This window comes from Streptomyces arenae, assembly GCF_022343545.1.
GTDB lineage: Bacteria > Actinomycetota > Actinomycetes > Streptomycetales > Streptomycetaceae > Streptomyces > Streptomyces humi.
Genome location: NZ_JAKQYH010000024.1, coordinates 42097 through 53927, shown reverse-complemented (window position 1 = coordinate 53927; position 11831 = coordinate 42097). Strand labels below are relative to the sequence as shown.

At 72.1% G+C, this 11831-nt stretch carries 11 protein-coding genes and 2 tRNA genes; 8 read left to right on the top strand and 5 right to left on the bottom strand.

Annotated elements, in window-relative coordinates; all coding sequences use genetic code 11:
* Nucleotides 1-75 precede the first annotated feature (75 nt).
* The gene (locus MB828_RS12900) at nucleotides 76-1260 is read right to left on the bottom strand and encodes an ROK family transcriptional regulator (RefSeq protein ID WP_301648251.1); all 1185 of its coding nucleotides are present in this window, start codon (nucleotides 1258-1260) and stop codon (nucleotides 76-78) included.
* Between the two features lie 444 nt (nucleotides 1261-1704).
* On the opposite strand from MB828_RS12900, the gene MB828_RS12895 reads away from it, so the two are divergent.
* Entirely contained in the window at nucleotides 1705-2283 is a 579-nt protein-coding gene (locus MB828_RS12895) for a biotin transporter BioY (RefSeq protein WP_133021908.1), read from the top strand.
* Between the two features lie 71 nt (nucleotides 2284-2354).
* Here MB828_RS12895 and MB828_RS12890 read toward each other — a convergent pair whose 3' ends face one another.
* Nucleotides 2355-3074: an LPXTG cell wall anchor domain-containing protein gene (locus tag MB828_RS12890; RefSeq protein WP_301648250.1), complete on the bottom strand. Its 720-nt coding sequence runs from the start codon at nucleotides 3072-3074 to the stop codon at nucleotides 2355-2357.
* Between the two features lie 296 nt (nucleotides 3075-3370).
* Here MB828_RS12890 and MB828_RS12885 point away from each other — a divergent pair, with 296 nt between their 5' ends.
* The 3 genes from MB828_RS12885 (at nucleotide 3371) to MB828_RS12875 (ending at nucleotide 6453) form a co-directional block, all read left to right on the top strand.
* The gene (locus MB828_RS12885; protein WP_430381368.1) at nucleotides 3371-4999 is read left to right on the top strand and encodes a protein kinase domain-containing protein; all 1629 of its coding nucleotides are present in this window, start codon (nucleotides 3371-3373) and stop codon (nucleotides 4997-4999) included.
* A gap of 73 nt (nucleotides 5000-5072) precedes the next feature.
* The gene (locus MB828_RS12880; protein WP_133021910.1) at nucleotides 5073-5558 is read left to right on the top strand and encodes a ribose-5-phosphate isomerase; all 486 of its coding nucleotides are present in this window, start codon (nucleotides 5073-5075) and stop codon (nucleotides 5556-5558) included.
* Between the two features lie 91 nt (nucleotides 5559-5649).
* A complete protein-coding gene (locus tag MB828_RS12875; protein ID WP_301648249.1) occupies nucleotides 5650-6453 on the top strand; it encodes an Fpg/Nei family DNA glycosylase in 804 nt (267 codons plus the stop codon).
* Nucleotides 6454-6504: 51 nt separating this feature from the next.
* Here the strand turns inward: MB828_RS12875 and MB828_RS12870 are convergent, their stop codons facing one another.
* Nucleotides 6505-7746: a GNAT family N-acetyltransferase gene (locus MB828_RS12870; RefSeq protein WP_301648248.1), complete on the bottom strand. Its 1242-nt coding sequence runs from the start codon at nucleotides 7744-7746 to the stop codon at nucleotides 6505-6507.
* Nucleotides 7747-7920: 174 nt separating this feature from the next.
* Here MB828_RS12870 and MB828_RS12865 point away from each other — a divergent pair, with 174 nt between their 5' ends.
* Nucleotides 7921-9084, top strand: a complete 1164-nt coding sequence (locus tag MB828_RS12865) for a PP2C family protein-serine/threonine phosphatase (protein WP_133021913.1) — start codon at nucleotides 7921-7923, stop codon at nucleotides 9082-9084.
* Nucleotides 9081-9533: an HD domain-containing protein gene (locus tag MB828_RS12860; RefSeq protein WP_301648247.1), complete on the top strand. Its 453-nt coding sequence runs from the start codon at nucleotides 9081-9083 to the stop codon at nucleotides 9531-9533. The genes MB828_RS12865 and MB828_RS12860 overlap by 4 nt, the downstream gene beginning before the upstream one ends.
* A gap of 105 nt (nucleotides 9534-9638) precedes the next feature.
* Here MB828_RS12860 and MB828_RS12855 read toward each other — a convergent pair whose 3' ends face one another.
* Nucleotides 9639-10778 (bottom strand): acyltransferase family protein, encoded by a 1140-nt coding sequence (locus MB828_RS12855; RefSeq protein ID WP_301648246.1) that lies wholly within the window; start codon nucleotides 10776-10778, stop codon nucleotides 9639-9641.
* A gap of 462 nt (nucleotides 10779-11240) precedes the next feature.
* Here MB828_RS12855 and MB828_RS12850 point away from each other — a divergent pair, with 462 nt between their 5' ends.
* Nucleotides 11241-11435: a hypothetical protein gene (locus MB828_RS12850; RefSeq protein WP_046734331.1), complete on the top strand. Its 195-nt coding sequence runs from the start codon at nucleotides 11241-11243 to the stop codon at nucleotides 11433-11435.
* Nucleotides 11436-11519: 84 nt separating this feature from the next.
* On the opposite strand, the gene MB828_RS12845 is transcribed toward MB828_RS12850, so the two are convergent.
* Nucleotides 11520-11590 (bottom strand) — tRNA-Gly (locus tag MB828_RS12845).
* 162 nt (nucleotides 11591-11752) lie between these two features.
* Here MB828_RS12845 and MB828_RS12840 point away from each other — a divergent pair.
* Nucleotides 11753-11829 (top strand) — tRNA-Pro (locus MB828_RS12840).
* Nucleotides 11830-11831: the final 2 nt, after the last annotated feature.

Sequence of the window (11831 nt, the reverse complement as noted above, 5' to 3'; positions counted from 1 at the left end):
ACAAAGAGTGCGACAGGTCATGGGAAAGATGGTCCTTGTCGTACGCGACGACTGTCAATATTCCGAGTTTCTGAATTAAATAAGCTCTGGTGACGCGCTCAACGGGTCCCGGTACAGCACGTCGAGGACCACCGAACCGCCCGCGACCGCCAGCACGCCGTCCCCGAAGCTGGTCGGCGCCACGGGCGCCCGCTGCGGCCCGACCGCCTCCCGCAGCGCGGCCAGGCAGTCCTCCCGGTACAGCGCGCCCACCTCCGTGACGACCACGCTCTCCGGGTTCAGGACGTCGAGCAGCAGCGCCGCCGCCCGCCCGGTCAGCCGCGCCCGCTCCACCAGCAGCCGCACCGCCACCGGGTCGCCGCGGCGCGCCGCCGCGAGGACGTCCATCGGGTTGGCGCCGTCGATGACCCCGGCGGCCCGCGCCCGCCGCACCAGCGTCCGTTCGCTGAGCTCCACCTGGAGACAGCCGGTGCGCCCGCAGCCGCACGGCTCGGTGCCGCCCGGCACCGGGAGATGGGCGATCGTGCCCGCCTGGGAACGCGGGCCGTGGTGCACCTCGTCACCGGTGGCGAACGCCGCGTCGACCACGTTCCCGACGAACAGGTGCAGCACGCTGCGGCTGCCCCGGGCCCGCCCGAACAGCCGCTCACCGTTGACCAACGCCCGTGCGTGCCCGTCCACATGGACCGGCAGCCCGGTGCCCGCGCCGAGCAGCTCGCGCACCGGCACCTCGCGCCAGCCCAGCAACGGGTGCTCGACCACGGTCCCGGTGTCCCGGTCCACCCAGCCGCCGACGGCGACCCCGACGCCCAGCGGCCGGCTGCCGGGCACCTCGTCCAGGAGCGCGGCCAGCCCGGCGGCGGCCCGCGCCAGCAGGGCCCGCGGCTCGGTGCGGCCCGCGTGCTTCAGCTCCCGCCGTACGACGACCCGGCCGCGCAGGTCGAGCAGCGCGACCGTGGTGTACGGCACGGCCACGTGCACCCCGCCGACCACGAACCGGGAGTCGTCCAGGTCGACCGGGACGTGCGGCCGCCCCACCCCCTTGGCCTTCTGCGGCGCCTGCGTCTCCCGGATCAGGCCGAGTTCGGTGAACCGGGCGCAGTAGTCGGTGACGGAGGCCGGGGACAGCCCGGTCAGCCGGGCGATGGTGGAGCGGGCGACCGGCCCGTGCTCCAGCACCGACCGGAGCACCACACTGGCGCTGGTGCGCCGGCGGTCGCGGGGCGGGGAGGCAGGCGGAGGTAGCGCGGTACGGGGCATGGGAAACCGTCCTCGGGAACGGGGCCGACACGTCTCGGATGGTGAGGCGCGCCGGACCGGTCTCCCGCCCGCGGCCTCAGGCCGGACGGCGACAGGTGGCAGCCCCTTGCCGTCGCAGGTCGACGTAGCGACGCGACGTGAGGTTCCGGGACTGGGCTGCCATGTCCAGAAGCGTAGGGCAGGAGACCGGAATCCCACCAGACCACTAGGGTTCGATTGGTGGAACTCCACAGCCCTGTTCAACGCCGTTGACGTGACTGAAACATCGCTGCCTCAGTGATCGGCGTCACCCTGTACCGCGTGTAACCCGCATCCTTTGTGGGGAGCCCACCAAGCGTCGCTTCCGGCCTTTGTGGACGGCTGACGTGTTCGGCTCAGACGGGGCCGGGATAGCGTCACGGTGTCCCGTCCTGACCTTCGTCGTCCTCACCCCGCGGAGTCCCCATGAGCACCGCCGCCGCGTCCGCCCCTACCGGCACCGTCCTCGCCGACCTCCTGCCCGCGTCCCGGGTGCGCGACGCCGCCCTCGTGGTCGGCGGCGCCGCGCTGACCGGCCTCGCCGCCCAGATCGCCGTGCCGGTTCCCGGCTCCCCGGTCCCGGTGACCGGCCAGACCTTCGCGGCCCTGCTCGTCGGCACCGGCCTGGGCGCCCGCCGCGGTGTGGCCGCGCTCGCCCTGTACGCGGCCGCCGGTCTGGCGGGTGTGCCGTGGTTCGCGAGCGGCACCTCCGGTCTCTCCGTCTCCTTCGGCTACATCCTCGGCATGATCCTCGCCTCCGCCGTCGTGGGTGCCCTGGCCCGGCGCGGCGCCGACCGCGGTGTGCTGCGCATGGCGGGCACGATGGTGCTCGGCGAGGCGGTCATCTACGCGATCGGCGTGCCGTACCTGGCGTACGCCGCCGGTATCTCCGCGTCCGCGGCGATCGCGGCCGGTCTCACCCCGTTCCTGATCGGCGACGCCGTCAAGGCGGCCCTGGCGATGGGCGCGCTGCCCGCCGCGTGGAAGCTGGCCGACAAGCGCTGACCCGGTACGACCGCGGCGGGGCCCGGGGCGCACAGTCGCCCCCGGGCCCCGCCGCGCTGTCACGGCAGGTGTCACACCCCCTGCCGCGGCCGGCGCCGGGACCACCACATCCCCGCCGCCCCGGCCGCGAGCAGCGCGGCCCCGGCCGCGCCGAGCGGCAGCACCCCGCTCCCCGCACCGGTTTTTGGCAGCTGGTCGCCGGCCGGCCCCACCGGCTTGTTGTCGGTGCCGAGCAGCAGCGGGGTGGCCGGGGCGTTCGGTGACGGGTTCGTCGTACCGAACGGCACCGGTCCCTGCTGCCAGTACGTCTTCGTCCCGTCCGCGGTCCCCACGGGCAGACAGATCTTCCCGGTCTTCCCGAGGTCGAACGTGGCGTCGACCGCGTACGACTTCGTCCCGCCCGCGCCCAGTGCGCCCACCGGACAGCTGAACGCGCTGTTCGAACCGGCCGGCAGATCCTTCGCGGCGACGGCGTCACAGCCCCGCACGCCGTTGACCCTCAGACCGCCGAAACCGACCACCAGAAGCCTCACGGCACCGCTTTCGCTGGTCCCCTCGTTCTTCACGGTCGCGGTCAGCGCCGTTTTCTGCGAACTGTTGTCCACCGAGATCTTCTCGGGGAGCGTGGTCGTCAGTTTCACACCCGCCGGCGCCTGGTCGACCGCCTTTCCCCCCTTGCTGCTCGCCGGTCCCTGGTCGTCGGCGACGGCCGTGCACGACAGGATCACCACGGCCGAGAAAGATGCCGTGACCAGTGATCCCGTGACGACGGCCATACGACGAGAACTCATGTTCGTCCCCCTTGCGCCCCCTGGACCGCGCCTGAATTCGCGGTCACTTGAAGAGGTACCACAAGATTTCTCCGGACTATGCTGGTACGGCCGTAAGTGTGACCATTGTGTGCCGGCGGAGGCGGTCGTTGAGGGGGTGCGGCGAATTGCCGGAGAATTCAGGGGACTCAGGGAACACGGAGAATTCAGGGAACGCGGAGAATTCAGGGAATTCGGTGGGCGCGGGGCGCGGTGGTGTCCCGGGGCTGCTGGTGACCGGCCGCTACCGGCTGGCCGAGAGCATCGGGCAGGGGGGCATGGGGCGGGTGTGGCGGGCCGCCGACGAGGTGCTGGACCGGCAGGTCGCCGTCAAGGAGATGCGGATCGACGGCCTCGACGCGGAGGACGCCCGTACCCGCCGCGAACGCACCCTGCGCGAGGCCCGCGCCACCGCCCGGATCGACCACCCCAACGTCGTACGCGTCTACGACGTCGTCGACGAGGGCGAACGCCTGTGGATCGTCATGGAGTTGGTGGTCGGCCGGGCCCTGGAACGCATCATGGCCGAGGACGGCGCGCTCGGCCCCCGCGAGGCGGCCAGGATCGGCCTCGGCCTGGTCGCGGCCCTGCGCCAGGTGCACGCCGGGGGAGTGCTGCACCGCGACATCAAACCCGGGAACGTCCTGGTGGAGAACGCCGGCGCCCGGGTCGTCCTCACCGACTTCGGCATCGCCGCGATCCAGGACGCCAAGGCGCTCACCATGGTCGGCATGCTGGTGGGGTCCCCCGACTACATGGCACCCGAGCGGATCGCCGGCCGGCCGCAGGGCCCGCCGTCCGACGTCTGGTCCCTCGGCGCGACCCTCTGCGCGGCCCTCGCCGGCCGCTCCCCCTTCGCCCGCGACACCACTCTGGCCACCCTGCACGCCGTCCTCTACGAGGAGCCAGAACTCCCGTCCGGCGCAGGGCCGTTGCGCGACCTGCTGGCGGCGCTCCTGGAGAAGGAACCGACGGTCAGGCCGTCCCTGACGGAGGTGGAACAGGCCCTGCGCCCGGTGGCCCACCCACCCTGGACACCGACGGAGACCCACCCGGCTCCGACCACACTCCGAGAACACCCGACCCCGACCTACGTGGACCTGACGGGACTACGACGGCCCCCCGAGGACGAACGCCCGCAGCCGACGCGGACATCACCGTCGGTCAGCACGTCGACGGAGGCGGCCTCGGAGTGCTCCGAGCCCCCCTCGGAAACCCCGCGACTGCAGCGCCCCGAAAGGGGCGCGGGGAACTGCGCGACCAGCCACAACGCACCCGCGGCGACCCACCACCGCAGAGCCCCCCGCCCCACAACCCTCCTCGCCGCACTGGGAGTCGCAGCCGCAGCGACCACCATCGCAGTCCTCCTCACCACCACGCACCGCGACAACACCCCCCAGGCGACCGCCACCACCCCGGCCCCCTCCGCCGCCACCACCCCGGCCCCCTCCGCCACCGTGGCGGGCACCGCCCGCCCCCGCACCCTCCCGCCCGGCGCCCACGAGGAAGCCGGCGGCTTCGCCTGGGCACCCCCGGCCGGCTGGCGCCGGGACGTGAAGACCGGCGCCGAGGTGCACTACACCTCCCCGGACGGCGGCCAGGAACTCGTCGCCAAGTCCTCGCTCGCCCGCGGCGACCTCATGGACAGCTGGAGCGCCTCCGAACGCGGCGCCCACCAGGGCCGCGACTACGCGAAGATCCGGCTGGCGCGGACCACCTTCCGCGGCCACCCGGCGGTGGTCTGGGAGTACACCTTCACCCTCAGGGGCACCCCCTGGCACGCCCGGCTGCTGGGCTTCGACGCCGGCGGGAAGTCGTACCAGGTCAACACCTGGTACCAGCCCGCCGTCGAGGCCCAGGCGGTGCGCACGTACGAGCGGGTGAAGGAGAGCTTCACGCCGCTGTGACCGCCCGGCGCGGGCCGTCCGGGGCGGCGGCCCCCGCACTGCCGCGGGTTCACCGCCATGTCACACTCGTCCCATGCGCGTGTATCTCGGCTCCGACCATGCGGGCTTCGAACTCAAGAACCACCTCGTCGAGTGGCTGAAGGCGGCGGGCCACGACCCGGTCGACTGCGGCCCCCACATCTACGACGCCCAGGACGACTACCCGCCCTTCTGCCTCCGCGCGGCCGAGCGGACGGCGGCGGACCCGGCGTCCCTCGGCATCGTCATCGGCGGCTCCGGCAACGGCGAGCAGATCGCCGCGAACAAGGTCAAGGGCGTCCGCGCGGCCCTCGCCTGGAGCGAGGAGACCGCCTCGCTCGGCCGGCAGCACAACAACGCGAACGTCGTCGCGGTGGGCGCGCGCATGCACTCGGAGGACGAGGCGACGAAGTTCGTCGAGACGTTCCTGAACACGCCGTTCTCCGAGGACGGCCGGCACATCCGCCGCATCGACATGCTGACGGAGTACGAGACGACGGGCGACCTTCCGCCGATCCCGCCGCACCACCCCCAGCCGTAACGTCCCACCGGTCCGCCACCACCCACCGGACCCTCGACCTCGCCTCTCAGCTGACCGAGTCGGGTGGGTGGGCGGAAAGGAATGTCGGCCAGTGCCAGAAGGGCACACGATCCACCGACTGGCGCTGGACTACGGCCGCCTCACCGGCCCCGTCCGCGCCAGCAGCCCGCAGGGCAAGTTCTCCGACTCCGCGAGCCTCATCGACGGCGCCCACCTCACCCGTACCGAGGCCCACGGCAAGCACCTCTTCCTCGGCTTCCGCGACAGCGACTGGGTCCACATCCACCTCGGCCTCTTCGGCAAGGTCGGCTTCGGCGCCGTCCCCGCGCCGCCGGCCACCGACACCGTCCGGCTGCGGCTCGCCGACGCCACCTCGTACGTGGACCTGCGCGGCCCCACCACCTGCGCGCTGATCGGCGACGCGGAGAAGGCGGCCGTGCACGCCCGGCTCGGCCCGGACCCGCTGCGTGCCGACGCCGACCCGGCCGTCGCGTACCGCAAGATCTCCCGCAGCCGGAGCACGGTCGCCGCGCTGCTCATGGACCAGAAGGTCATCGCGGGCGTCGGCAACGTCTACCGCGCCGAGGTGCTGTTCCGGCACGGCATCGACCCCTACCGGGCCGGCAAGGACATCACCCCGGCGGAATGGGACGCCGTCTGGGGCGACCTCGTCGCCCTCATGCACGAAGGTGTCCGCCACAACCGCATCGACACCGTGCGCCCCGAGCACATGCCGGAGGCGATGGGACGGCCGCCGCGCGTCGACGACCACGGCGGCGAGGTGTACGTGTACCGCAGGGCCACCCTGCCCTGTCACGTCTGCGGCACCGAGGTCCGCACCGCCGACCTCGCCGCCCGCAACCTCTTCTGGTGCCCCCGCTGCCAGAAACGCTGACGACCCCGCGTCAGACCCGCCGGCCGGAGCCGGCCCGGTCGGCGGGAACGGTCAGAACCCGTGCGGCAGCCAGGGTACCGACGGTGACCCGAACGCCATCGACGCCTCCGCCAGCGACCCCGGCCGCAGCTCCCGCACCCGGCCGGCCCGCGCCAGCGACCGCAGCGAGACGCCACCCAGGTAGGCCGCCCCCAGCTCCCTCACGGAGAGCGCGAGTTCGGCCGTGTCGGTGGTGCGTTCGCAGGACGCCCCCTTGCTGTCCCCGGTCAGCCGCCAACGCCCGCTGTTCCAGGGACAGAAGGCGTCGTCCACCTCCAGCACCACGTCCACCGGCGCCTGGTACGTGCGCGCCGCGAGCGCCGCACCGACGTCGACGAGCCGCACGTACGCCGCGTCCCGTACCCGGGTCCGGCAGCGCCGGATGTCGGAGACCAGGTACTGCCAGGCGTCGTCCACCGGCCGCCGCCGTACCACCAGCGTCGTCATCAGGTCGATGCCGAACAGGAACCGCCACAGCGCGGCGTCCGTCGCCGGGTCGAGCGCGGCCAGGTCCTCCAGCGTCACCGTGCCGTCGTGCCCGCCGGTTCCCCAGCCCATCTTCGTACGGAACCGGGCGAACCCGGTGACCTCGCCGTCCCGCTCGGCGACCACGCACTGCAACGCCGACGCGCCGTCCCGCTCGCTCTCCGGGTCCAGCAGCTCCACCCGCTCCCAGCCGGGCTGCCGGGCCAGCATCCCGGGCCGCAGCGGCACCGTCCGCGCGTACACGGCCTCGCACGCGTCGAGCACCTCGGCCGGCCCGGCGTACCGCAGCCGTACCGCGTCGGTACCGGCCGGCACGTCCAGCGTGACCCGGCCCGTGTCGATCTCGGCGAGCAGCTGGTGGGTCGCGGCGCCGTACCCGAAGCGGCCGTAGATCGCCGGCTCGGAGGCGGTGAGGGCGGCCAGCGGCTCGCCCCACTCCCGTACGTCGTCCAGCTGGCGGCGCATCATCGAGGTCAGCACCCCGCGCCGCCGGTGCGTCGCGGACACGCTCACCATGGTGACGCCCGCGGTGGGCAGCACGGCACCGCCCGGCACGGTCATCCGGAACCGGAACGCCCCGCTCGTACCGACGAGTTGGGGGCCGTCCCAGACGGCGAGCGCCCGCTCGGGCTCGATGAGGGACCGGTCCAGCTCGCGTTCCTCGGCCGACGCCGGACCGGCGCCGAAGGCCCGCACCAGGTGGTCCCACCACCCGTCGAACTCCTCGGCGCGCAGCACCTTCACCTCGGTCGGGCGTTCGGTCGTCATGCTCCATGCCTACCAGGGCGTTACCTGGCGAGCCAGCGAATTTCTCCCGGACGGCGACGGGAGGCCTTCCGGTGAAGTTCACTGTGAAGTCGCACCTGAAGTTGAGTCTCGGACGGGGGACAAGTGGGACCTCCCGTGCCAAGCAGCTGGTCCGATGGATAGGGTCCCGAACTGATGGCAGCAGACGGAGAGCGGCGCGGGAAGGCCGAGACGCTGACGGCCCGGTGGAAGATGCAGTGGCACCGGGCCCGCGTCGGCCTGCGCAGAAGCGCCGTGGACTACTTCCGCGGCGACGGCTCCGACTGGATCGCGCTGGCCGGACTGCTCCTGACCATCCCGGTCCTCGCGGCCATGACCCTCGCCAACTCGGTGTGGTTCTCCCCGGCCGCGCTGGTCCTGCCGATCATCGCGGGCGGCCTGCTGCTGCGCCCGGCGAGCCTGCTCGGCCTGTACGCGGCGGCGGCGACGGCCCTGATCGTGGAGTCGGTACGGCTGGGCCCGTACACGGAGGGCCCGTCCCGGGTCACCCCGGGCGTCGTGCTCGTCGTGGCCGCCTGCGGTTTCTTCGGACTGCTCACCGCCCAGTTCCGCAGCCGGGTCGGCGTGCCCTGGCGGCGCGGCGGCACCATGCTCTTCGACCTGCGCGAGCGCATCCGGGTGCAGAGCAAGCTGCCGAAGCTGCCGCCGGGCTGGCACCGCGAGATGGCGCTGCGGCCGGCCGGCGGACAGTCCTTCTCCGGGGACTTCGTGGTCGCGGCCCGTACCAACAACGGCCGCACCATGGAGGTCGTCCTCACGGACGTCTCCGGCAAGGGCATGGACGCCGCGTCCCGGGCGCTCCTGCTCTCCGGGGCGTTCGGCGGCCTGCTGGGCTCGCTGCCCCCGCACGCCTTCCTCACCGCCGCCAACGGCTACCTGCTGCGCCAGGACTGGGACGAGGGCTTCGCGACCTCCATCCACCTGGTCCTCGACCTCGACTCCGGCGACTACGAGCTGTACTCCGCGGGCCACCCGCCGGGCCTCCAGCTCAGCGCGGGCAGCGGCCGCTGGGAGGAGAAGGCCGCGGAGGGCCCGCTCCTCGGCGTGTACGACGGCGCGCAGTTCGACTCCGTCAAGGGCTCCCTGCGCCCCGGGGACGTCCTGATGCTCTTCACGGACGGCCTGGTGGAGACGTCGGACCGGGACATCGTCGAGGGCATAGACCGGCTGACGGGCGAGGCGGACCGCTATGTGGCCGGCGGCTTCCACGGCGCGGCCTGGCACCTGATCGAGGCGGTCGCCAAGGACGTGAACGACGACCGGGCCCTGCTGCTGATCTGCCGGGAGGCGGCGAGGTGACCGCGCCGCGCCTCTCCCTCCCCGAGGTCGAGAGGATCGCCCGGGCCGCCCACGCCGGCCAGACCGACAAGGCGGGGCGGCCCTACGCCGAGCACCTCGCCGCCGTCGCCGAAGGGGTGCGGGCCCGTGGTGGGGACGACGACCAGCTCGCCGCCGCCTGGCTGCACGACTCCGTCGAGGACCACGCCCTGACCGGCGAGTGGCTGGCGGCCGCGCCGCTGAGCGACCGTACGAAAGCCATCGTGCTGGCCCTCACCAGACACCCGGGCGAACCGCCGGAGTCGTACGCCCGCCGGATCCTCGGCACCCCGGGCGCGCGGCTCGTCAAGGAGGCCGACCTCGCCCACAACGCCGACCCGGGGCGGCTCGCCGTCCTGGACGAGGACACCCGGAAACGGCTGACCGAGAAGTACGCCCGGATGCGCGCCCTCCTCGGTCCACCGTCGTAGCCGGAGTCAGCCGAGGCCAGGTCAGCCGGGGCCAGGGTCCCGCCGTGGCTTGGGTCGGTCGTGACCAGGGTCGGTCGCGGCTTGGGTCGGTCGTGGCGTCCGCGGTCAGGCGTTGGCCGGCTCCCGGCGCTCCTGGGCCTGCCGCTCCCGCTCCCGCCCTCGCTCCCGTGCCTGTTCCACCGCGTCGCGCCGGAACGCCCAGTCCATCCTCGGTTCCATGGCGAACCGGAACACCCGCCGGACGGGCCCGGTGCACAGCAGCGTCACCACGGCCCCCGCGAGCGCCGTGACGAGGATCTCGCCGAGCGGCCGGTGCAGCCACCCGGGATCGAACCAGCCCTCGTAGACGGCGAGCTTCACGACGAACCCGTGCAGCAGATAGCCGTACAGCGTGCCCGCGCCCAGGGCCGTGAACCACATCCGCCGGCCCGGCACCCAGGACAGGAAGCAGGCCGTCAGCAGCAGCGAGCAGCCGAACAGGGCGAGCACCATCACCGGCCCGCACCACCACGGCGCCCCCAGCTCCTGCGCCGAGTCACGGTGGTAGAACCACCCGGTGTTCATGCGCGGCACAGACCACCAGGAGAACACCAGCGCCCCGGCGAACACCGGCAGCGCGGCGATCCGCACCGGCCACCGCCGTACCAGCCGGAAGTGCTCGGGCCGCAGGCACAGGCCGAGCACGAAGTAGGGAAGGAACTGCAGGACCCGCTGGAGGTCCAGGTCGTCGCCGATGCTCGGGGCCACGGACGCCAGCATCGCGACGGCGAACGCGACCGGCAGCGGATGGCGGACGGCCTTCCAGATCGGCGTGGTCAGCCGCCAGACGAACAACGCGCACAGGAACCAGGTCAGGTACCAGGGGTCGAGCAGGCTGATGTCCTGGCCGGGGGAGCCGCCGACGGACCGTTCGAAGAGCGAGTAGGCCGTCTCGAACAGGACGTACGGCACGACGACCCCGGTGACCAGCCGCTTCAGCCGGTCCGGGCGCATGTCGAAGGAACGGGAGAAGTAGCCGGAGATGATGATGAACGCCGGCATGTGGAACGCGTAGACGACGGAGTACAGCGCCTCCAGGACGCGGCTGTCGCCCTTCAGCGGCTCCCAGGAGTGACCCATCGCGACCAGGGCGATCGCCAGGTACTTGGCGTTGTCGAAGAACGCGTCGCGTGGTCTGTCGGCCGGCGGTCGGGCCGGGGGACGGGGTGTTCGGTTCTGGCCGGGGGACGTGGCGGCGTCGGACATCTGAGGCACCTTAGCGGCGCCTGTGCGATTACGTAAAACCGCCGAGGCGAATACCGCACAAGGCCCGTGACGACCCCTGAATCACCGGATGATTCACGGAAGTCGACGTCGTCGTTCATCCGGTTCCATCCGGCACTTCCGCCGGTGATGTCCTTGTTCATCCCGACTAAATGGTGCATAACGGCGGGATGTGGAGCCGTTTTGTGGTGCCTGTGACAACAATTCGAATGAGCTGCGCGCACGTTGTGTGGACACCGAAACCAAAGTCGTCAATTGCCTTGGCTCCAGGCCCGGATGGGCCCTCGAATTACTGTGCGGGGGGTTGTCGGTGGGGGGCGGGTTGTCCACGTTGTGTCACGAGCCGCATAGTGCGGCCGGGTTGGTGGCACGATGGATCTGGCGGGGGTGCGGGGGCCGTACCCCTAGGCCGGGAGAGCGGACCGACCGAGGGTGTGATCAGTTGTGGCCATTTCACTGTCTGTGGTGTTGCTGTTGGCGATCGTCCTGGTGGTGCTCATGAGAGGGGGGAGCATCAAGGCGGGCCCCGCCATCGTCGCCGTGCTCTTCGGCTTCTTCCTCGCCTCCACCGGGATGGCCCCGTCCATCCAGCGCTTCCTGGACTCGCTGGCCCAGACCATAAACTCGATCAACTTCTGACCCCGTGGGACGGCGCGCTCCCTGGGTACGACGAAGGCCCAGGAAGAGAGGATCAAACCTCTCACCTGGGCCTCAGCCGTACAGAGCGGGCGACGGGAATCGAACCCGCGTAGCTAGTTTGGAAGACTAGGGCTCTACCATTGAGCTACGCCCGCACGCACGCGCCGCAGGTCGGTGACCGCGGCACATGAGGCATCGTAGCGGGTCGCCCGCCGTCTGGGCCAACGTGTCGGGCTGCGCGGATGCCGGCCCCGCGCGGGTGAACAAAGCGGCCGACGCGGACGGCCCGGGCATGTACCCTACGTGTCGCACGGAAACGGGGTGTGGCGCAGCTTGGTAGCGCGTCCGCTTTGGGAGCGGAAGGCCGTGGGTTCAAATCCCGCCACCCCGACCACC

Coding starts and splice junctions, on each gene's coding strand:
- MB828_RS12900 (WP_301648251.1), bottom strand. CDS start 1,260: ATGCCCCGTACCGCGCTACCTCCGCCTGCCTCCCCGCCCCGCGACCGC.
- MB828_RS12895 (WP_133021908.1), top strand. CDS start 1,705: ATGAGCACCGCCGCCGCGTCCGCCCCTACCGGCACCGTCCTCGCCGAC.
- MB828_RS12890 (WP_301648250.1), bottom strand. CDS start 3,074: ATGAGTTCTCGTCGTATGGCCGTCGTCACGGGATCACTGGTCACGGCA.
- MB828_RS12885 (WP_430381368.1), top strand. CDS start 3,371: ATGGGGCGGGTGTGGCGGGCCGCCGACGAGGTGCTGGACCGGCAGGTC.
- MB828_RS12880 (WP_133021910.1), top strand. CDS start 5,073: ATGCGCGTGTATCTCGGCTCCGACCATGCGGGCTTCGAACTCAAGAAC.
- MB828_RS12870 (WP_301648248.1), bottom strand. CDS start 7,746: ATGACGACCGAACGCCCGACCGAGGTGAAGGTGCTGCGCGCCGAGGAG.
- MB828_RS12865 (WP_133021913.1), top strand. CDS start 7,921: ATGGCAGCAGACGGAGAGCGGCGCGGGAAGGCCGAGACGCTGACGGCC.
- MB828_RS12855 (WP_301648246.1), bottom strand. CDS start 10,778: ATGTCCGACGCCGCCACGTCCCCCGGCCAGAACCGAACACCCCGTCCC.